This is a genomic window from Streptomyces sp. NPDC054783 (genome assembly GCF_053611725.1).
Genome location: NZ_JBSHAY010000027.1, coordinates 106,707 through 126,950, shown reverse-complemented (window position 1 = coordinate 126,950; position 20,244 = coordinate 106,707). Strand labels below are relative to the sequence as shown.

Sequence of the window (20,244 nt, the reverse complement as noted above, 5' to 3'; positions counted from 1 at the left end):
CCGTCCTGGGTCAGGGCGACGTCCCGCGGGCTGCCGCCGACGGTGATGGTGTCGGTGACCTGGTTGGTGGTCGTGTCGATGACCGAGACGGTGTTTGCGCCGGAGTTCGCGACATACGCGTGGCGGCCGTCCTGGGTCAGGGCGACGGCCCGCGGACCGCTGCCGACAGCAACGGCAACACCCGCCCCCTGGCCACCGACGACCTCGATGACCGACACGAGGTCCGAACTCGCTCCGGCGACATAGACATGGCGGCCGTCGGGTGAGACCACCACCCCGCGCGGCATTCCTGCGACAGCGACTGTGTCGACGGCCGGCACCGTTGGAGGCGTCGCCGGTCCGGTGTCCGGTGTGCCCACAGCTGTCTCCCGATCCGTGCGGCTTCCCGTGGGGGCCACCGCGCGTACGGCCGCCCTTCATCAAGCATGGCCGCCCCGGATGGGGCTCGCAATTCGCGGCCGTGAGGCCCGGAACGTTGCCGACGGCCACCGATCAGGGCGCCCCCCGGAACAGGAGCACCACGGATTGTCCCTCGGCCAACGCCGACTCCAATTTGCCCTGCAGCGTGCTGACCGGTAGCGGCCACTGGGTCGGGTTGTCCGGGAAGTAGCCCGTGGAGATCAGCCCGTCCGTGCTGGCGGCCCACAGCAACTCACCGTCGGATCCGATGAGTTCAGCTCCCCGACCGGACCGGGCGAAGACCGCGGACCGGACCAGCACGGCGTGGACGTAGTCACCGTACGCCGTGCGGAACCGAGCGGTGATGTCCGCGCGCACCAGCGCGTCGGCGGGCGCGGTCGACACGAGCATCGCCTGGTACTTCGACCGGTCCAGGTTGTAGGTCTCGGCGATCCCGAGCCGTTGGGCCCACTTCCATGCCTCGTCGGGGTAGCCGGCCCGTCCCAGGACATGGCGGTAGAAGTGCTCGTGGAGGTTCTGCGGATCCCAGCGGAACGCGGTCAGCTCCGGAACGGCTGTGCTGAGGCGACGTAAGTCCGTGGCCCGCGACTGCAGGGTGTTGAACGTGGTGATGTGGCCACGCACCTGGACGGGCTGCGTCTGCAGGAAATGGGCCAGCTCCGTCAGGCTCCCCCCGTCGCCGAGGAACACCCGCAGCGCTCTGAGGTCGGCCCCTCCCGGGCGCAACGTGGCGAGGACCAGGGACCGCTGGTCCTCGCTGAGGGCGTCGAACGCGGTGTTGATCCGCCACGCGGCCTGCGGGGACAGGGACTCCGCCGTCGTGGCGCCGGACGGATCGACGCTCAGCCCGAGCCGGGCGACCACACCGTCGACCTGCCGGCGCCGGAACCCCGCCCGGTCCTGCCCGAACTCGGCCTCCGGGAACGCCGGCAGGGCCGGGACGGGTGGCACGACGATCCGCACCGAGGGCTTGCGGTCCAGCCCGGGGACCCGCCCGGCGGCGTTGCGTGCCGCCCCGGCGGCGATCGCCTTGGCGGTGCCGCGGATCGAGACGACCGTCATCAGTCCGTTGACGGCGGCGCGGGCCAGTACCCCGAGAATCCGGGTGAACCGCTCCGTCTCGAAACGCCGTCGGCCCTCCTCCGATCCGAACTGCCGTTGCAACTGCGCCAGGGTTCCGTCGGTCATCGCCGCGTCGACGTCCCGCAGTTGGACGTATGTGTCGTAGGACAGCAGAACCGAATCCGACAGATGCGTCCCGAGGTCGACGTAGAGCACCGCGCGCTGGAACCGCAGCAGGCTGTGGAGCCGGCCGGTGGCCTCGATGGTCAGTGGCGCGCCGGAGGCGATCGACCGGGTCATGCCGGTCGCGGCCCCACGCGCCACCGCCCCGCCCGCCGAGGCGAACGCGGTGGCGAGGGAGACGAGGTCGATGGCGGTTTCCCGGTCCCATTCGAAGGCGTCGTGGTGCAGCCGTTCGGCGAGGTTCACGGCGCTCAGCACACCGCCGGCCAGGGCCCCGGCGAGCACGATGGCACCGACGACGGCCGAGGTCGGCGGGAAGGCCAGCGCGGCCGCGGCGCCGGCCACGGCCAGCCCGGAGGCGATCGCCGACAGCCACTCCCAGGCGCTCCGTTGCCAACTCTCGGTGTCCGTGGCGAAGTCGAACGGCCGTAGACGCAACTGGTCCATGCCGGCCCACTCGATGCGGGCCAGGATGCGACCGGGCGGATAGTTGCCGCGGAACGACGTGCGGGCGTCCTCGAACGCGGCACGCAGCGCCGCCTCCGGACTGGGCCCGGTCCCCCGGTAGGTCCGGTAGAACGCCGGGTAGGTCAGGTCGATCAGCAACCAGGTGTGTCCGGGGCCCTCCTGGTCGGCCGCCGGACCGACGAACAGCGAGATCGGCCGAGACTGCGCGGTGCGCCGGTCGGTGAACAGCGCGCGGACGGGAAACGGCCCGGCGCTGGTCCGGCCGACCAGCTGTTTCTCCAACCGGGCCACGGCTTCCCGGAGTTCGCGAACCAGCGCCTCGTTCCTGGTGGCGGCCCGCTCGGCCTGGCACAGCCGCTGCCGGGCCGCCTCCAGCAGCGCCTCGGAGCCGGCGAACCAGACCGGTTCGGCACCCGGGGTACGAGCCTCCCGCTCCAGCCCGGCCAGCTCCAGCGCCATCTTCTCCTCCAGCCGCTGCACCTGGTCGGTCCGGCGCTCGGTCACCGGCTGCGGGGAAGCGTCCTGATAGCTCAGCCGGACCTCGCACTCCACCTCGTATTCGCCGGGCCGGTCGAAACGGTAGGTGAAGGAGGAGCGGCCCGGCTGCGGATGGTCCAGGGGAACCCGGCGCCGCTCGCCGTGCCGGTCCCGTTCGATCCGGTACACCCGCCAGTGGAAGAAGACGAAGGCGTACACCAGCGCCAGCTGGAACACCGGGGCCCAGCGGTCGGCTTCGTCCACGCGCCAGATCTCCACATCGGCGAGATAGGCCGTGTCCGCGCCGACGGTGGCGGGTCCGCCCTGGCCCAGGCGCAGAATCCGCAGCCGTGGCCACAGGTGGTAGCGCCGCGCGGCGTGGACGGTCACCTCCTGTACGTCCGTGGCCGGGACGGTGAAGTTCACGGTGACATCGAGGTCCTGCGGGTTCCCGAGATCCTGCAGCCGGCGCGTCCCCTGGTAGAGCTGCGCCGGACTGTGCGGCCGGGCGATGACGGTGTAGTCGCCGACGGGAAGATCCACGACACGTGGCGCGTCCGGTCCCTTGCTGGTGATCTTCAGGGTGCGCAGGATCGGGCCTTCGCTGCTCGGGGCCAGGTAGTACAGGCGCGGGGTGACCGCGCCGGCCCCGGTCAGGTACGCCCCGTAGCGGACTCCCGCCGGATCGGCCCACCCGGCGGTGGGCCAGCGTGATCTGATCATCCCGCTGATTGCCGCGATGCCCGGCCCCGGCTCGACCCCGGCACGGTCGGCGGCCAGATGCCCGCCGGTACCGTCCGCCGGAGCCGGTGCGGACAGGGGGGCCGACGCGGGGACCCGTGCGGGCGCGGATGCCGGGGCCGGTGCGGACATCGGGCGGGCGTGCTCCGGCGCCTCCTCGCGCGGTGGCGCCGCGGTCGGACCGTCGCCCCGAGGGGCCGTCCGCGCATCGGCCGCTGCCAGCGGGACTTCCACGGGACGGCCCCGGTCGTCGTAGCTGGGGACGGCATAGGTGCCGGGGGCGTCCCGCCTGGTCGTCTCGAACCGCTCGCGGACCCGCTCACGAGGCCGGGGCGGGACCACATCACCGGGGCCGGCGGCCTCCACGGCACGTCGTACCGCCTCGCGCACGACCGAGGCCAGGCGCTCCCGAAGGGCCGGATCGCCGTCCCCGGCCGCCGTAGCGGGCAGGTGATAGCGGCGGCTCACGGCTTGAACTCCACGACCCTGCCGCTGCCGGGCACGATGAACTCGTTCAGCTCGGGGATCAGCGTCTCCGGGATCTGGAGCTGGTCCCTCGCGTACCGGGTGTCCACCGTGCGCGGCCGGCCCGAGACCTCGCTCAGACCGGGTGGTGTCGGCAGCGGGGTGGCCTGGCTCAGCGGTGCCCCGGGCGGTCGTCCCATCACGGGGGCGGGATCGCCCTGCTCGGGGACGGCATGTCCGCCGAAGGCGCGGAACCAGCCCTCCTCCACCTCGAAGACCTTCAGCTTGGCGCCCGGACGGGATTTCACGAGCCACTGCACGGCCTGCTCGAAGACCCCGAAGTTCACGTTGAGGGCACCGCTCCCGGTCACCCGGACGTTCCCTCCCGCGTCGATCGCGATGCGCTCCCAGCTCGCCGCCGGAGGAGTGCCGCCCTCCAACCGGAACACCACACGGTTCCCCGTCCGGCTGCGGAAGACCGGACGTACCAGCCGCTCCAGCAGTTCCGGGTGGTTCGGCAGACGCACGGGCAGCCGAATCCAGGTCTGCGCCCCGGTGGTCCCCGTGCCTCCGCCGGCCTCCAGCCGTTCCAGGGCCCGCTCGACGTCTGCGGGGGTCGGCAGCTCAGGCAGGTCCGCCGTCTCGCGGGCGGCCTGCCTGCGTGCCTCGGCGGCCGTGGACCGTCCCGCCTCGATCTCGGCCCGCAGGGCGTCGGCCTCGTTGCGCAGGGCGGCCGCCCGCCGGGCGTTCCCCTTTGCCTCGGCGGCCCGGGCCCGTTCCAGGAGGTCGGCCACTCGCTTCTCCAGCTCGGAGGCCCGCAGTTCCCGTCCGGCCGCCTGAATCCGCAGCGACGCGGCGAACTGCCGGCGCATCACCTGCGAGGTGGTGCCGGCCGGCACCGGTTCTGCGGCCACGATGTCCAGTTGGGCGAGGATTCTCAGCGCCGCCCGCTGCTCGGCGGGACTGTATGCCGAGAGCCGGCCCAGGAACGCGGCGAGGTCCTCCGTGGTGGTGAAGGTCCCGGCGGCCAGCCGGCGGACCGCCTTCTCGTCGAGCGTGGCCAGCACTTCCAGCAGTCGGACAGTGCCCTGCGGGCTCGACGCGAACACGCGGGCGACGGCATGCGCCCGCGCCGGGGTGACGGCCTCAAGCGCCGGCAGCAGCCGCGCCAGCCCGGCGCTCGCCGTCGGTGTGAACCGGGCACCGCTGAGTTCGAGCACGAAGCCGGCCAGTTCGCGGGAGCCGAGCTCGGCGGCCACATCGGCCAGCCGGGCGGCGATCGCGGCGGCGAAGCCGCGGGCCGCCGCGTCACCCATGAAGGTGGCGAGGGTCACCCGCAGATTCGCCAGCGCCTCGGTCGAAACCTGCAGCCATGCGCGGGCGCCCCAGCCCGCCTCGCGCAGTCGTGCGGCGGTCTCGGCGGCCGTGGCCAGCGTGGTGCGCGCGCCGACGAGGGTGGCCTGCAGGGCGGGGGTCAGGGCGAACTCCGCGACGATCTCGATCACCGCGCCCAGCGCCATGTTCCGTACGTAGGTGTCGATGCCGGACCAAGACCCTTCGCCGGTCGCGACGTTGACCACGTCATGGGCGAAGGTGACGAGCCCGAGGGAGGCCGCCCCGCCGGCCGTGCCCTTGACCAGCGCCTGCAGCGCCCACCCGGCCACGGCCTTGCGCAGGGTCTCCGTGCCGACGGCCTCGGCGAGCCACCGCGCGGGCAAGGACGCGAGGTGGAGGCCCACACCTTGCAGATACCCCTCCAGGGCGGCCATGAGGACACCGCCCAGGGTCAGCTGGGCGTCCTCGAAGAACACCCGGTACAGGTAGAGGACTTCCGAGGCAGCGATCCCGCTCATCACGGCGGTCGATCCGCCGCCGATGCTCACCAGGGCGCCGACCAGCCCGATCTCCAAGGCCAGCGCGGCTCCGCCGACCACGGCGACGACGGCGCCGGCGATCCGGTACACCTCGCCGGCGCGGCCGAGTCGCCAGAAGATCAGGCGTTCGTCGAAGCTGCCCGCCGGCTCCGACACCGGCTCGCCGACGCTGGTCCAGCTCTTGTCGCCGACCACCCGCTCCACGAACTCGAACCGCACATGAAAGGCGGGGAGCCCGCCTTCCTCCTCCCGACGTACGTCCAGAAGGCGGATGCTGCGTTCGACGGTGACGTCCTGGAAGTCGTCCTTGACCAGCCGTACCCGCTGGGCCGCGCGGGTCAGCACCTCGCGGGCGAACCGTTCCTGGTCGTAGGTGCTGCGATCCTCACCCCGGGCGATCCGGCCCACCAGCGTGATCCGTTCGGCGACCAGCGCCTCGCGCAGCGCGCCGACGCGGGCGGGTCGCAGCTGCTTCAGCTCGCGGCGGCTGGTGTAGATCGAGTCGACCTCGCCGAGGACTCCTTTCGCCGCGACCGCCTTGCGGGGATCGCGGTCCAGCAGAATTCGGGCGGGGCCGGCCTCATACACATTGCGGGTGTCGGCCAGCCGCCGGGCGGCGAGCGACTCGCGCAACCGTGCCACTCTGGCGGCGGCCGCCCATGAGGTGGCCAGGGTGAGCCTGAGCAGGCGGTGCCGCAGCCCGAAGTGTCCGCTGGCGTCCGCCGCGTCGTAGAGCCGGTCGAAGTCCCCGGCCAGTTCGGTGAGTACGTACTCGAACAGGGTCCCGCCGACGGGCCGGTTCTCCGGCGGCGCGGTCTCGAACTCACGCTTGAGGAAGCTGTCCATCGCCTGTACCCAGGAGAGTTCCTTCGGGTTGCCGGCGAGGAAGCGGCGCAGCTGCGCCGCCAGGAGGCGGGCCCGCGGCCGGTGGCGGGCGGCTCCGAGTCGTTCCTCGTCCACGGCAGGCACGGCCCGGACGTACAGGCAGCGCCATCCCGCTTCCAGCTGGAACGCGGCGGCCTGGTCGTCCAGGCGCCTGGTCGCCGCGTCGGACCAGCCCGCGGCCCTGCCCCGCAGTGACGCCGGGAGCCGGCTCAGGGCCGAGTCGGTGAGCAGCAGCAGCCGGTCGCCGGTCATCTGGGCGCCGGTGGAAGGGGTCCGCTCGTCGGCGCGGCGGGCCAGCGACAGGGCGAGCGCGGCCGGCTGGGTGCGCCGCCGCACGGTGAACGGCTGCAGCCACACCGGTACGGGCATGGTGCCGAACTCGGCAAGGTACTGAGCCAGGGCCAGGCCGAAGCGGGCCTCGAAGTCCGCGGGATCGATACAGAAAGCGGCCTCGGACAGGGGCAGTCGGAGCAGCTGGTCCGAGCCGGGCGCGGCCAGCGCGGTGAGTTCGACCAGGGGCAGCACCATGGACGCGAACAGCGCCCAGCCGCCGTGCCGGAGAGTGGCGGTGCCCCCGGTGCCGTCGATCCGGCGGGCGTTGTGCGGGTCGAGCCGCTCGATCCGGTCGGCCACGACACCGTCCCCGTCGAGAGCGAGCAGCGCGGCCCGGCTGTCGTCGGTCACCCAGATCACGCTGGCCAGCACCTGGCGGGGCCCGATGCGGGCCAGCTGGGCGGCGCGCGCGTACAGCTCGTCGGACAGGTCGGCGAGGGTGTAGTCCCGGCCGGTCCGCACCCACCAGAGCGCCACCCAGCGGGTCTCGTCCTGGAGATCGCGGTACAGGACCCGCTCGGGCAGCTGCCCGCCCTCGTGCAGACCCCCGACGAAGTCGAGGAACCTGCCGGTCCGCGCGCGGAAGTTCACCGCGCGGAACACCACCCACGGCTGCTCCGGTGCCCGCACCGGCACGCTCCGCGGGCGTCCCCCGTCCTGGTAGGACGGCACGGCGTGGCCGCGCTCGCCGTGGCGCCCGGGGCCGTACGGTTCCCGGATCCTGGCCGGTCCCGCCAGGGCACGGGGGCCGAGACGGGCGGCCAGCGTCCGCTCCGCCTCGGCGAGCCGGGCACGCACCGCGCCGGTCAGGGTCCGGGAGAGTTCCTCCAGGTGCGCGTCGGTGACGGATCCGGCCACCCGCAGGGTGATCGGGATGTGGCAGTCGACCCGCACGGTCAGTGGCCCGTGGCGGTCACCACGGTGACCATGCGGATCCCGCCGAGCCGGCGGCCCCCGGCGGTGCGCTGGACGATGTCGAAGGCGTGCAGGGTGCCGATCGGGTCCTTGGCGTCGGTTTGCAGGATCAGTTTCGCCCGCCGGGGCTGGTGGTCCTTGTGCCGGTTGAGGCGGAGGCGGGGGCCGCGGCTCTGGCCGTCCGTCTCCAGCTCGTACTTCAGAGGGTGCGGGGAGAGCCGCAGCGGGACCTGCTCGCCGTCGCCCGCGTCGATGAGCAGCCGGTGGTGGCCCTTGTCGTCGACGACGCCCGTGATGTCCCGGCGGGAGGTGAGGAGGTCCCGCAGGGCGGGGGTGTCCAGTTCTGTCTCCTCGAGCGGTTCGAGGTCCAGGACGGCCTCCTCGACCCCGGCGGGCAGTGGGTTGACGAGGAAGTGAATCGGCCGGATGTGCATCATCTCGTGGGCCACCGCGATGAGGGTGATGTTGCGCTGGCCCTGGTGCGCGTCGTTGCAGATGTCGAAGGTGTCCGTGCCCGGTGTCAGATCCTTGCCGTCGTACGGCGGATCGGCGAGGTTGCGGTCCTGGAAGGCGTTGGCGAACAGGCACAGGTGGCCCTGGTCGGTGGTGGCGAGCTGGGCGGCGGTGGGCGTCCAGGGGCCGCAGTCGAACACCACACCGTCGGGCGCGCCGTCCAGCGCCGGAACGGTCTGCGGGCCGCTGACGAAGTCCACGATCGCCTGGGCGGGGCTGCTCAGTCCGATCTGCGGGCTCATCACATACGCGTGGACCTTGACGAACGGGATGTCCGTGTGCCCCATGTTGCGCACCTGGACCTTGATGGTGCTCGGCTGGTTCACCTGGGCCGTGGCATTGTCCGGGCGCGGCGGATCCAGCCAGATGCTCTGGCTGGCCCAGGCGTTCGCACAGGAGTTGAACGGGCGGGAGCCGGTGTCGCCAGGAGCCACCCGGATGTAGAGGTTGCCGGCCATGCTGCCTCCTTGTGGTGCGGAGCGGATCGTTCAGTCGGCGATGTACGAGATCTGGAACCCGGCGAGTGTGATCACATCGGCGGCGAGGGCCTGGTCCACGGTCGCCAGCAGGAAGTAGCGGAACTGGCTCACGTTGACCCGGGCCAGGTCCGGGTCCGTGATGGTGTCGGTGCGGTCGAATGGGTTGGTGTCGGGAGACACCCGTACCAGGCGATCGGGCGGGGTGTTGCTCGCGGGCACCAGCGGGGCTCGGAGCAGGGAGACGCGGACCAGCGCGGTCGCCCCGTTGTTGGTGCCCATGGCCCGCAGCGACATCAGGCGTACCTGGTCGGGCAGGGAGACCGTCATCAGGCCCGAGACGCTTGCCTGGCCCTGCGGCCGGACCGCGACCCCGGTCTGGTCGTGATTCCACCCCGGGGACGGCGTCACCGGGACCAGGGCCGGGCTCAGAGTGATCGAGGTGGCCTTGGCCGGCGGATGGACCGAGAGGGCGGCGATGGCCGCGTCGAGCCGGCCGACGGCCGTGGACACCGCCCCGAGGTCGGTCTCCAGTGTCCTGAACCGGATGTTGAGGCCGGTCGGGCCGCCGGCCTGCACCCGGTCGACGTTGTCGATCCAGTCGGTGTGGTGGAAGGTGGGGGTGAAGCTGATTCCGTTCATGGTCTGGTCTCCTTGGCGCGCCGCGGCGCCCCGGTGCGGACACGGAACTTCGGGAAGGTGTAGTCGGGGTTGGCGGCGAGGGTCTCGCCGCGGACCTCGATGACGTGCTCGCGGACCGCCCGGGTGCTCACCTCGACACCGATGGGGTGCAGGACGTTGAGGATGTTCATGATCAGGTCGTACTGGTCCTTGGACATGACCGTGTCCGCCGGGAGTTCGGGCCTCAGCCGCACCTCGAAGGTGTACGGGGCGAGGCCACCGCCCAGCAGATAGGCGGCCTGGACCCACACCGTGCCCGCCCGCACCCCGGTCAGGCGCGGACTCGGCTGAGTGGTCGTGTTCCAGGCGGTCCGGCCGTCCGCGAGTGCTCCTGACGCCCAGTCCAGCCGGGCGTTCGCACCGACCGCGGCCGGGGGCGGTACGACCTGGAGGTCCACGGAGTCCCCCTCGGCGACGGTGTCCGGGCCGAGGACGGCGACCAGCGGCTCGGCGGTGTGCCGCAGGACCACGTCCGACCCGGCCCGCCGGACGTGGCCGAACCCGACCGCGTGGGCGGCGGCGGCCAACCGGCCGGCGGGCAGGCCCGCGTGCCGGACGGTGAGTCCGCGCCCCTGGGCGGCGAGCGGGTCACCCGCGGGCTCGAACGCGCCGGCGACGGTCAGCTTCCCGGCGACCTGGCGCCGGGTCAGCTCGTCCAGCAGCGCGTCGAGGAGCCTGGCCACGGCGAACTGCATGAGGTGGTGGCCCGGGTCGGGGCCGTAGTCCGCGCGAGGGTCGTCGTGCCGGGCCAGGAACACCGGGTCGAAGTCGGGAGCGGACCCGCCGACCACGCTGTCCGGCGCGTCCAGGGTGCCGTCGGCGGCGATCTGCGCCCCGTCGGGGAGGTCGTCCGGGCCGATCCGCACGGTGCGGGTGGCGCTGAGCGTGTGACCGAGCCGGACGATGTCGGCCTTGAGTACGACCTCTCCCGGGGCTTTGGCGTGCAGTGCGGCGGTTCCCTGCGGTTTCCCGGCGAGATCGGCGCTCCCCGGCCCGCACGGAACGGTGAGCCAGCTGACGAACGCGTCCGCGGGAGGCACGGGCCGGAGGGCAAGCTGCGCGGTCGCCCCCTGCGTCAGGTCGACCGGCCCCGCGGCGGACGGGGTCAGGTCGATGGTGAGGTAGTCGCCGACTGCGCACGCGGCGTACACCAGGTCGAGATCACCGCGGAACCGGACGAAGTCGAATCCGGCCCGGTGTGCCAGTGCCGCCATCCGGCCGGTAGGCACCGTGCTGTGGCGCAGCAGCACGGCACGGCCGGTGGCCCGGAGGTCGTCGGCCCGCGGGTCGAAGGCGGAGTCGACCCGCAGCCGCCCGGCGGGCGCCTCGGCCGTCACCAGGTCGGCCAGCCGGTCCAGCGGTTCGGCGAGCACCAGCTGGATCCGGTGCGGGTCCGGCGGCAGTTCGAACGGTTGCATCTCCCGGGGCGCCGGTGGCGTGTAGTCGACGTCGGCCCGTTCGTGGTGCAAGAGGTAAACGGCGTCGAAGAGTTGCTCGTCGGCGGCGGTGCCGACGGTGTCGGCCTCCGCCACCCGGCGCCGGCCGGCCCGGTCGATGACCTCACCGGGCAGCAGTGCCACCGGCAGGACGGTGACGAGATGGGTGCCCCGGAAGGCGCTCTGGTCGGCGTCGTCGACCACCAGCGGCTCGTCCATCCCCCCGATCCGGCCCATCGAGGCGTTGAGGATGGTGGTCAGGCCGGCGGGCGTCGGCAGGGTCCACCGGCGGAAGATCCGCAGCCGGTTCCGGTAGTGCTCGTCCCCCTCGCCCAGCGTGGGGAAGAAGTCCGGACGCGCCACGGAGGAGATCCGTACCTCGTCGACGGTGCCGAGGAAGCCGCTGCCGGCGGGGCCGATCCGCAGCGGCGCGGTGTTGCGGACCGCGCCGAAGCTGCTGCTCACACGCGTGCGGTCCCGCACCTCACCGTCGACGCAGAGGACGACCTGGCCGGCTGGGCGGTCGAGCACCGCCGCGACATGGCTGAACCGGTCCGTCGGCAGGGTCAGGTCGGCGAACAGTTCCAGGGTGACCGAACCGTCACCGATCGCGAACCGCACGTTGCCGGGCAGCCCCCGTCCGAAGTCGCCGGTCTCCAGCATCCAGCCGGGCTGGGCCGTCGCGGGGTCGGGGTGGCGGGTCAGGAGCAGCCCCGCGGACGGGCCCGGGTCCGGGCGGACGAAGCACTCGACAGTCGCGTCCGCGGCCGCGTCGATGTCGAAGTCGGTACTGCTCGGCACGGTGACCACGGCCGCGGAGCCGGTGAAGCGGAAGGCGTCCCCGTACCGGCCGGCGCTGCCCGGCTCGACGGGCCCGCTGAACGTGCCGTGATGGCCGGTGCGCCCGGGGTAGCGTCCGGTCAGATCCTCCGCCTGCGGGGTGGCGCCGGCCCTGTCGTCCAGGTGGTACAGGGCGATCGTGTCCGGGTCGTAGCCGTACGGCAGCGGCGGGAACCGGGGCACTCCGAGATCTGCTCCGAAGAGGTCCAGACTGGCTCCGGTGGCCGTGCCCAGGTGGCGTTGCGCGACGGTACGGACGAGGTGGTGGCGCATCTGGTCGCGTTCGGCGCCGAGCGCCCACAGCAGCTTGCCCGTCGTGCCGAGCAGCGCGGTGAGTGACCAGCGGTCCGACGCGGCCCCGCCGGCCGGCGCCGGCCGCGCCTCCAGGCGGGTCAGTCTGGTCCCGTCGGTGGCGTCCGCCGGCAGCGGCACCACATAGGAGGTTCCCGCCCGGGTCTTGGCCGGGACGGTGAGTGACACCGGGCCGTCGGCGCTGCCGGGCCCGGTCAGCATGAAGGTGACCACGGTGTCGCGGTCGCAGTCCTGCGCCAGCGCCAGCACATAAGCGGGTTCGGCCGGACGCCCGAACGTCGCGCGGTGGTCGCTGAAGTCGTACGGCGCGATCGGCGCGGTGGCGGCGTCGGAGCCCGTCAGAAGCGTCAGGACGAGCGAGTCAGCGCCCCTGCCGAACGGCGCCGTGAGGTGGCGTGCCATCCGGACGGCGGCCAGGGTGGTCACCGGGCCACCACCGAGAGGTCGATCAGGACGCCGTCCGGCCGGAACACGGCCAGCTCGGTCGCCCCCATCACCAGGTTCTCGCCGACGGCGGCCTCGACCACCGCGGTCTGGTGCGGCACCGCCCCGAAGGTGATCCGTCCGAAGGACGGCGGGCACCGCCGCAGGTGCAGCTGCTGTACGTCGACCACGCCGGGCTGTTCGGCGAGGGCGCACATCACCTGTGAGTAGCGGACATCGCCGCCGAGCCGGAGCCCGCCGATATCGGTGGCCAGCCGCCGCAGGATCGCGGACCTCAGCGCCGCGCTGTCGGAGCCGGCCTCGACGACCACTTTCGCGCGGACGCCGACCTCGATGTGGTCGGCCTCGACGACATTGGCGTGCACACCGATCGGCCGCACCCGGTCCACCGCGGCCGACACACGCTCGAACACCCCCGGCACGGGCCCGGTCGTCCGCCAGGGCCACCGGTAGTCGTGGGCGACGAGGACGTCGAAGAAGTACGGTTCGCCGATGTGCCGTTCGGCGCTGAAGGTCCGCTGGTCGAAGGCGAACATGTGGAAGTAGCTCTGGGAGACGTCCACGCCGCCGAGCGGGTCGGACAGCACCACGTCGACGACGCCGTTCACGTCCAGCACCTCCTGGCGCACACTGTCCAGGGTCCACATATCGCGGGCGAGCCCGGTGAGCCGGGACCGGTACACCTCGTCGGCCTCGCGGTCCGCGCCGCCGGTGGTGGGCGCGGGGTTGGTCACCGTGAGGGTGGCGGGGGCGAAGTCGCTCAGATACACCTGCTGCCAGGCCGGGTCGATGACGGTGATGCTGTCGAGGGGCTGGTCGAACCCCGTGCCCCGGTCGAGGGCGGCGACAGCGACCTCGGCGGTGGTGACGGTGGCGCTCAGCCGGGCGGCGGCGGTCGTGGCGAAGGCCCGCACCGGTGAGGACGCGGTCGTCACGATCGTCCCCTCCGGCACGATGTACTCGCGTCCCGGCGCCGGGCCGGCCAGGGTGAACCGGACCGTGCCCGTGCTGAACAGCTCCCGCCGGTCCAGCCCCACGTCCGTGCCGAGCAGATCCAGGGCGTCGCCGTCGGCAGTGGAGACGAAGTTGGCGTAGTAGAGGTCCTCCATCCGCTTCCACAGCTCGGCGTCCTCGTGCGCGGCCACCTCCAGCAGCTTGCGCACCGGGCTGGTGCTGGTGAGATCGATGCCGAGGATGGCACGGACCCGGTCCAGGCCCTCGTCGAGCAGGACGTCGAAGGGCTTGAGGACGAATCCCTCTTCAGTGACTCCGTATTCGGCCATCGGCGTCTCACACCCCCACGTCGACCGGGAGGGTGACGGTCCGGTCGGCCACCGTGTCGACGTCGACCTGGACGGACCAGGAGCGCCCGTGCCTAGCCGCGTCGGATTCGTCGAAGGTGATCTGCCGGATGTCGCGGACGCGTGGATCGGTCACCAGGGTGCGCACCAGATTCAGCTTGATGAGCTCCCGGACCATCCGGGGCGGATGTGCCTCGGTGAAGGCCCCGGTCACGTCGAGGCCGTAGCCGACGTTGAACTCGTCCGACCCGAACGGGGTGAGCACTCGCAGGGTGAGGGCCTGGAGCAGGTTGGCCGTGCCGGTCACTTCGGCCACCTGCCCTTCGTGCACGACCAGGTCGCCCTCCTGCAACAGCAGGCTGCGGCCAAACGGTCCGTCGTTCACGTCAATCCTCCTGGGTTCGCCGGCTACTTGGCCGTCAGCTTGGTCTGGCCGGCCGAGACGACCTGCCACATGACGGGTGTGGGCGGTGTTGCGTTGGTGAGCCCTTGGGCGGTGTCCAGCAGGACCGGCTGGCCGCGGACGGTGAGGGTGGTGCTCAGGCCGGTGAGGACGGAGGTCACCTTCAGGCACGGGGTCTGGCCCGCGGACGCGTTGGTGTTGGCGCAGCCGGCGATCGCCGCGCCGGCGAGGTCGCCCTGCACCAGGACTGGCTGTCCGTCGACCATGAGGGCGGTGCTGCCGGCCGGCACGGTCAGCGTGCCGCCGTGGATGCACTGGAGCACCGACGCGGTGGTGAGCACACTGGGCATCAGGTCACCTTCACCGACGGGCCGTCCAGCGCGAGACTGACCTTGCCGTTGCCGAACGTCAGCTTCTTGTCGGCGGCCGTGGTGATGCTGACGTTGCCGTCCTTGTCGACGGCGATCCTGGTGCCGCTCTGGTGCTCGATCGTGATCGTGCTGTCGGCCGGGGGCGTGGGCCGGGTGCCGACGGCCGGCAGTTTGTCGGCGCCGACGAGCAGATGCAGCCCGGCGACCTGCACCACCCGGTACCCGGCCGCGTCGGTCAGATCGTTGGCCCCCTTGCCGACCGGGAACCCGCCCGGGCCGAGCTGCGTGGGCAGGGCCAGCCAGTAGTCACCGGCCTGGTTGGCGGGTCGGGCCTGGGCGGGCTTCTCCGGCCAGAGGAACCCGGTCACCACCGCGTCGTTGACGAGGCCCCGGTTGTGCGCCAGGACGGCGCGCATCTTCGGGTACACAGGTGTGATCAGGCCGCAGTTGTGGAACGCGAAGGGCGACGCGACCGGCTTGTTGTGCAGGTCCACCGTGGTGTCGACCGGGGCCGCGACGCTGGGCGCGACCACCTCGGCCGAGGGGCTCTGCCCGTAGTGCAGGGAGGCCAGGTGCTTGCCGTCGCGGCCGGGCGCGTAGCCGGTGACCTCGCCGACGTCGATGGCCGGCCGCTCCTGTTGCCGGCGTTCCACGACGTCCTGCCAGCGGTCCACCACGCCCTGCACACCGCCGCCGACCTGCGCCCGTTTCCCCGGCTCGGCGACCACCAGCTTCACCTTGGCGGTATAGCCGGTCCGCGTGCTGAACCGGTGGATGACGCCGCTGATCCGCATCGTCTGGTCGGGCACGCCCTTGACCCCGGTGATCGAGGCGACCTGCCCGACCCGCAGCCCGGGGTGTCCCAGGGCCACCAGGTCGAGCGCCGCACGCATCGGTACGGTCTGCGTGGTGACCGGAGCCGGTGCGGGAGCCGATGCGTTCGGTGCGTAACGGGCCACCGCGTCCTCGGCCCGGCACTGGTCGAGGGAGACCAGGTTGCGGTCCGGATCGAAGGAGACCGGAGCGATGTCGCTCGGGTCCCCGACGGCCGGCCCGAGACAGACGGTCCGGTCCCGGACCACGAGGGGCACATCCGCCCGGCGCGCCAGATCACGCAGGATGTCCAGCGCCGAGCCGTTGGCGGCGGTGAAGTCCGACAGGGTGCCCGGCAGCGCCGAGCGTTTGGCCAGCTCCACGTCGGCCTCCTGAGCTACCCTCCGGGCGAACTCGGTGGCGTCGGTCGGCGGGTGCGTGCTCTGGGCGACGGTCTTGTTCCGGAGCCGGAACCCGCCCTCCTCCTGGCCGCTGAGCACGGTACGGGACGAGCCCTCCTGGTCCACGCTGCTGTGGACCTTGAGGAGGCGCCCCTCGAGGACGGGCTTCAGGCTCCTGGCGGCCGGGTCGTCGAAGTACCCCAGGCTGACGACGACCTTGAGCGGGGTGGTGGTGACCTTCGCCCGGATGACGTCCACCGTCACATCAGGCAGGTTCACCAGGGTGACCTCGAAGGTGTCGGCGGCGGCGCCCTCGGTCATCGTGACGGTGATGTCGGCGTCCAGGATGATCGAGCCGCTCAGCACGTCGTTCGAGGCGGTGACCGGAAGACCGGCGCCCAGCAGCGAGGCGGTGGTGGCGGACGGAGTACCGGCCGACGTGAGCTCGGCGATCTCGACCTTGTACCAGATGATCAGGCTCATCGCAGCGCCACACCTCCCACCACCTCGGAGCCGAACTCGCCGGCGCCGTTCAGGTTCCGCCGGGCCACCCGCATGGTGGGAAAGGTCAGGGACAGCTCGGCGGCGCTGTACGCGACCCCCTGGACCAGCTTGCGGCGCAGCGTCGTGACCAGCCCGGAGGGCTCCTCCCGGGCCACCCGCAGCACCAGGAACGCGCCGGCCGTCGGCAGGTCGAGGACGGCGTCCACGCCGGTGGTCCGCAACAGGTCCTCGGCCGCGTTCACATACAGGTCGAACTGGTAGATCCTGGCGTTCAGCTGGAGCCGGAACGCCTGCGGGAAGCCCTCGGCGGGCTCGATCGGCAAACGGAGGTAGCTCGGCGCTGCCACCATCCCTCCAGCTACATCGGGCCTCGCGGCGTACGGGGAATCGGGTTCGGCGGAGGGCCGCTCGGTACGGCGGCCGTCGCGGCGGCGAGGGCGCGATCGGCGGCCTCTCCGATCGCCGCCGTGATCGCCGATCTCGGCACGTGCTGCAGAGTGATGCTCACGTCGAGGGCCTCCCGTTTCTGCAGGTTCTGGGTGAACCGCAGATCGGTGATCTGTATGTCGAGGCTGATCGTGAGGCTGGACACCACCGGAATACCGGCCACGGCCAGCAGCGGCGCCGCCGTGGAGACGAGCAGACGCGACGTCAGCGCCATGACCTCCAGCGCCTTCTTCAGCAGGAGGCGTTCCGGCCCGATCAACAGCGCCTCGATGGCGATGGTCTTCGTGGTGGGCTGGGTGGCCTGGGAGAAGCGGCCACCGGCGATCCGCTCGATCCGGTACCCCTCGCGGATCGTCATGGACTGCACGTACAGCAGCGGCACCGCGCCGACCAGCACCGGGGTGTTCGCACCGTTCACAGCCGGCTCGTCAGCTCACGCTCGAACTCGCCGAAGACGTGCCTCGCGACCTGCTGGAGGTGATCGTCGCCCAACGCGCCGACGATCTTCACCTCCACCGGAAAGTGGAAGTTGACCACGGTCCCGTCGGACCCGGCGGGGGACAGGACCGCCTCGCCGGCCGCCGCGGGGACGACGTACTCGCCTTCGTGCACCAGCGCGATGCCGGTGCGCTCGACCCGGCCGCCGCCGTCGAACGACGGCAGGGCAACCGTCCCGTCCTCGTCGGCCACGGTTCACGCCTCCAGTCCGACGGTCAGGGCCATGCAGTTGAAGCTCGCGTGGGGGACACCCTCGACGACGACGTTGCTGGGGCTCGCCGAGGTGACGATGCACCGGGCGAACTTAAGGGACTTGAACGCCCAGTCGGTGCCCTTCTTCTCAGCGACCGCGATCGAGAACTCCTTGCCGTCGGTGGCCAGTTCGGTCAGATCGGCGACCGCCGCGGCCACGGCAGGGACGGCCATGGTGAACGTGAAGGTGAACGGCTGCCGGACATAGCCGACATTGTCCGCCTCAATGCTGTGGATCACCGTGTGGGGCACGTTGAACGTCGGCGTGAAGGTCGAGATCGGCGTGATGGTGGCGTCGCCGAGCATGACCTCCAACCTGGTGTTCCAGTCAGCCATGCAAGCTCTCCTTCTGTGGGGACCACGGGTCCTCTCGGACTACTGGAACTTCAGCGAGATGTTGAGGCGGTGCATCGCCGCGGCGTACTCGACCGTGACCAGGGACTCGACCACGCGCTGGGCGTGGGCGTTGTTGATCTGTGCGCCTTCCGAGGCGGTCAGGGTCGCCGGATCCTTGTCGAGCAGGCGTAGCAGCGGAATGTCGATCGTGTACGAGTCGAGCACCTCGGCCCGCTGCAGCGGATCGAGGACGGACTCCATCTGTCCGATGAGGGCCCGCAGACCCGACCGGCTGATCCGGAGGTTCCCGATCGCCTTGATCAGCTGCGCCTTGAGACGGAAGGACACGTCATCAACGGTCCGCACGATGTCGATGAACTTCTTCTTGCCGGGGGCGCTGCTGCCGGTGTATCCCTCACCCATGTACACCCCCTGGCCGGGGATCAGTGAAGGCGTGGTGAGCCAGTTGACGCCGAGTCCGGCCGGGCCCGAGGGGACGGGACCGGTCTCGGTCTCCGTCCCGTTGAGGGTCTGGATCTGGGACGGCGTGAACGGCGGGCTGGTGATCTGGACCTGCTTCAGCAGCATCGAGATGTGCGGGGCGTGGCCGGCGATGGTGCCGGCCACCGCGGCGGCGGCGTCGTCTCCGCTCTTGTGCGCGATGTAGACCATCCGGTCGCTGGCCAGCTCGCCTACGACGATCGTCGGATCGGCTGAGTCCGTGGCCAGCATGGCCACGCCCATCCGCTCCTTGCCGTCGCCGCCGGTGTCCGAGACGGCCTGCACATGCCGGACCAGTTGCGTGATCGCTCCTGGGCTGGTCCCGGTCGCACCCGATGTCGGGTTCAGGGGGAGGTTGGCGAGCACCACGAGCTGGACGTCGAGTCCTGCCACGATGTCGAGGGCGGCACCGTAGTTGGGGTTGGTGGAGTCCACGCGGACGCCCCACACGAGGGAGGGGCCAGGGGACTGCTCGAACGCGATCCCGATCGAGTCGCCGAGGTCGCCGGGGGCACAGCGGTGGGCCTCGGCTGGATCGGTGAACTTGACCGGCACCCCCACCTGCGCGAGGTCGGGCGGGGGCGAGGCAGGGGCGGAGACCTTGCCGATCACCGCGATGTCGCCGAAGGCCCGGGTGACGGGCGCGAACAGGTCGACCGTGGGGTTGACTCTGATGTATCTGACGGTCATCCGCCGTCTCCGTTCTGTGGGGCCTTCCTCAGTGGTATTTCGCTCGCAACTTCCGTTGAAGTGCGGTCAGCTCGCGTGCGGACAGCGGACGCGGCGTCGTCACGGCGGCGGGGGCCCCGGACATCTCGGCGGGCTTGGGGTCGGGGGCCGGCGCGGGCGGCGCGCCGAGGTCCTGGGCTTTGCCGGACTGGACGGACTTGGCCCTGGCGCTCGGTGTGGGTGCTTCCTTGGACGCGGACACGGCGGAGCCTCCTTTCGATCACGGGGGGTTGCTGAGGAACAGACTCAGGACGTCCTCGCGGGCGAACAGCTGTGTGATGTCCTTGACCTGCGGATCAGGTGAGGGAGAGGGAGCGGGGGCGGCCGGGAAGACGACGGCCACGGCGTACGGCGCCTTCGCCTCACTCAGCGCGGAAGGCCGAGCGGGAGTCAGCACGTCTTCGGTGGCCGCCCGCAGCTGTTTTGCCGCCCGCAGCCCCCCAGTCAGGTCGAGGGAATCCATCGCCAGGACGGCGAGTGGAATCTCGAGTCTGTAAGCGTTGCCCGGATCAACGGGATCGAATGGCGGAGGCGTGCGCAGACGGTACTCGGTGACCAAGTATTCGTGGGCGTTCCTCAGATCATCGACCGTCGCCAAGCCATGGCGGCTCATGAATTCGTCGACATCGAGAAACGGGACTTGTCTGCGAAAGTCGTCCAATGTGTCGACGGCGTCCACCATGCGGGTCACCACGGACTCCGCGCCACCGGGTTCGACCTCGGCGATCACCTCGGCATGGACGCGGACCAGGAGGTCGGCCCAGATCGGCTCGTGGGCCACGTCGAGCCGCAGATCGGACCTGCAGTAGCTCGGTGAGGTCCGGGTCAGGTCACCCGTGATGCGCCGGGACGGGAAGAACGGCTGCTGCAGGGCGATGTCACCGATGGTGACGTCCTGGACCTGGTCGAGGCGAGCGAAGGTGAACTCATGGATCGCGTGGAGCAGGGTGAGAATCCCGGTGGTGTCGTTCGCCGGGACGAGAGCGGCTTTGAGGCGATCGGGATCGCTGAGCGAGAGCAATACGGTGTCGGAGAACTGTCCCATGGCGGTGGGGTCTCGCCGTTCCGTGAGGTGGCGTGCGGATACTGCGGCGAGGCCCAGTAAAGCAGAACCGTGACGGTGCACCCGTCATATGCCCGGCGAGTTGCCTGGCGTGTGAATC

The 20,244-nt window shown here is 71.5% G+C and carries 17 protein-coding genes; all 17 read right to left on the bottom strand.

The annotated features are described in order from the left end of the window. A partial coding sequence (locus ACWGJ5_RS34925; protein ID WP_453313645.1) for a YncE family protein occupies nt 1-275 on the bottom strand: 275 nt, incomplete at its 3' end. 217 nt (nt 276-492) lie between these two features. Further along, complete coding sequence (locus ACWGJ5_RS34920) at nt 493-3,819, bottom strand: hypothetical protein (RefSeq protein ID WP_453313644.1); 3,327 nt, start codon at nt 3,817-3,819, stop codon at nt 493-495. Continuing rightward, a complete protein-coding gene (locus tag ACWGJ5_RS34915; protein WP_453313643.1) occupies nt 3,816-7,802 on the bottom strand; it encodes a hypothetical protein in 3,987 nt (1,328 codons plus the stop codon). Before ACWGJ5_RS34915 ends, ACWGJ5_RS34920 begins: the two co-directional genes overlap by 4 nt. A gap of 2 nt (nt 7,803-7,804) precedes the next feature. After that, nucleotides 7,805-8,794 carry a hypothetical protein gene (locus tag ACWGJ5_RS34910; protein WP_453313642.1) on the bottom strand — a complete coding sequence of 330 codons (990 nt, stop codon included), beginning with the start codon at nt 8,792-8,794 and terminating at the stop codon, nt 7,805-7,807. A 30-nt stretch (nt 8,795-8,824) separates the two neighbouring features. Continuing rightward, a complete protein-coding gene (locus ACWGJ5_RS34905; RefSeq protein ID WP_453313641.1) occupies nt 8,825-9,454 on the bottom strand; it encodes a hypothetical protein in 630 nt (209 codons plus the stop codon). Further along, a complete protein-coding gene (locus tag ACWGJ5_RS34900) occupies nt 9,451-12,507 on the bottom strand; it encodes a LamG-like jellyroll fold domain-containing protein (RefSeq protein WP_453313640.1) in 3,057 nt (1,018 codons plus the stop codon). Before ACWGJ5_RS34900 ends, ACWGJ5_RS34905 begins: the two co-directional genes overlap by 4 nt. Beyond that, nucleotides 12,504-13,808: a baseplate J/gp47 family protein gene (locus ACWGJ5_RS34895; RefSeq protein ID WP_453313639.1), complete on the bottom strand. Its 1,305-nt coding sequence runs from the start codon at nt 13,806-13,808 to the stop codon at nt 12,504-12,506. The genes ACWGJ5_RS34900 and ACWGJ5_RS34895 overlap by 4 nt, the downstream gene beginning before the upstream one ends. Nucleotides 13,809-13,815: 7 nt before the next feature. Beyond that, nucleotides 13,816-14,211 (bottom strand): hypothetical protein, encoded by a 396-nt coding sequence (locus ACWGJ5_RS34890; RefSeq protein WP_453313638.1) that lies wholly within the window; start codon nt 14,209-14,211, stop codon nt 13,816-13,818. Nucleotides 14,212-14,234: 23 nt separating this feature from the next. Continuing rightward, entirely contained in the window at nt 14,235-14,579 is a 345-nt protein-coding gene (locus tag ACWGJ5_RS34885) for a hypothetical protein (protein WP_453313637.1), read from the bottom strand. Further along, the gene (locus ACWGJ5_RS34880; RefSeq protein WP_453313636.1) at nt 14,579-16,297 is read right to left on the bottom strand and encodes a hypothetical protein; all 1,719 of its coding nucleotides are present in this window, start codon (nt 16,295-16,297) and stop codon (nt 14,579-14,581) included. The genes ACWGJ5_RS34885 and ACWGJ5_RS34880 overlap by 1 nt, the downstream gene beginning before the upstream one ends. Continuing rightward, nucleotides 16,294-16,668, bottom strand: a complete 375-nt coding sequence (locus tag ACWGJ5_RS34875; protein ID WP_453313635.1) for a hypothetical protein — start codon at nt 16,666-16,668, stop codon at nt 16,294-16,296. The genes ACWGJ5_RS34880 and ACWGJ5_RS34875 overlap by 4 nt, the downstream gene beginning before the upstream one ends. 8 nt (nt 16,669-16,676) lie before the next feature. After that, complete coding sequence (locus ACWGJ5_RS34870; RefSeq protein ID WP_453313634.1) at nt 16,677-17,183, bottom strand: hypothetical protein; 507 nt, start codon at nt 17,181-17,183, stop codon at nt 16,677-16,679. Next, nucleotides 17,180-17,455, bottom strand: a complete 276-nt coding sequence (locus tag ACWGJ5_RS34865) for a hypothetical protein (RefSeq protein WP_453313633.1) — start codon at nt 17,453-17,455, stop codon at nt 17,180-17,182. Before ACWGJ5_RS34865 ends, ACWGJ5_RS34870 begins: the two co-directional genes overlap by 4 nt. A 3-nt stretch (nt 17,456-17,458) precedes the next feature. Then, complete coding sequence (locus ACWGJ5_RS34860; RefSeq protein WP_453313632.1) at nt 17,459-17,851, bottom strand: hypothetical protein; 393 nt, start codon at nt 17,849-17,851, stop codon at nt 17,459-17,461. A gap of 39 nt (nt 17,852-17,890) precedes the next feature. Further along, nucleotides 17,891-19,042 (bottom strand): hypothetical protein, encoded by a 1,152-nt coding sequence (locus tag ACWGJ5_RS34855; RefSeq protein ID WP_453313631.1) that lies wholly within the window; start codon nt 19,040-19,042, stop codon nt 17,891-17,893. Between the two features lie 28 nt (nt 19,043-19,070). Further along, nucleotides 19,071-19,283, bottom strand: a complete 213-nt coding sequence (locus ACWGJ5_RS34850; RefSeq protein WP_453313630.1) for a hypothetical protein — start codon at nt 19,281-19,283, stop codon at nt 19,071-19,073. Between the two features lie 18 nt (nt 19,284-19,301). Beyond that, on the bottom strand, nt 19,302-20,126 hold the full coding sequence (locus tag ACWGJ5_RS34845; protein WP_453313629.1) for a hypothetical protein: 825 nt from the start codon (nt 20,124-20,126) through the stop codon (nt 19,302-19,304). Nucleotides 20,127-20,244 lie beyond the last annotated feature (118 nt).

What these genes read in the sequence shown, in the direction of transcription:
- ACWGJ5_RS34880 (WP_453313636.1), bottom strand. Translation starts at nt 16,297, where the DNA reads ATGAGCCTGATCATCTGGTACAAGGTCGAGATCGCCGAGCTCACGTCG.
- ACWGJ5_RS34855 (WP_453313631.1), bottom strand. Translation starts at nt 19,042, where the DNA reads ATGACCGTCAGATACATCAGAGTCAACCCCACGGTCGACCTGTTCGCG.
- ACWGJ5_RS34845 (WP_453313629.1), bottom strand. Translation starts at nt 20,126, where the DNA reads ATGGGACAGTTCTCCGACACCGTATTGCTCTCGCTCAGCGATCCCGAT.
- ACWGJ5_RS34885 (WP_453313637.1), bottom strand. Translation starts at nt 14,579, where the DNA reads ATGCCCAGTGTGCTCACCACCGCGTCGGTGCTCCAGTGCATCCACGGC.
- ACWGJ5_RS34875 (WP_453313635.1), bottom strand. Translation starts at nt 16,668, where the DNA reads ATGGTGGCAGCGCCGAGCTACCTCCGTTTGCCGATCGAGCCCGCCGAG.
- ACWGJ5_RS34895 (WP_453313639.1), bottom strand. Translation starts at nt 13,808, where the DNA reads ATGGCCGAATACGGAGTCACTGAAGAGGGATTCGTCCTCAAGCCCTTC.
- ACWGJ5_RS34905 (WP_453313641.1), bottom strand. Translation starts at nt 9,454, where the DNA reads ATGAACGGAATCAGCTTCACCCCCACCTTCCACCACACCGACTGGATC.
- ACWGJ5_RS34910 (WP_453313642.1), bottom strand. Translation starts at nt 8,794, where the DNA reads ATGGCCGGCAACCTCTACATCCGGGTGGCTCCTGGCGACACCGGCTCC.
- ACWGJ5_RS34860 (WP_453313632.1), bottom strand. Translation starts at nt 17,851, where the DNA reads ATGGCTGACTGGAACACCAGGTTGGAGGTCATGCTCGGCGACGCCACC.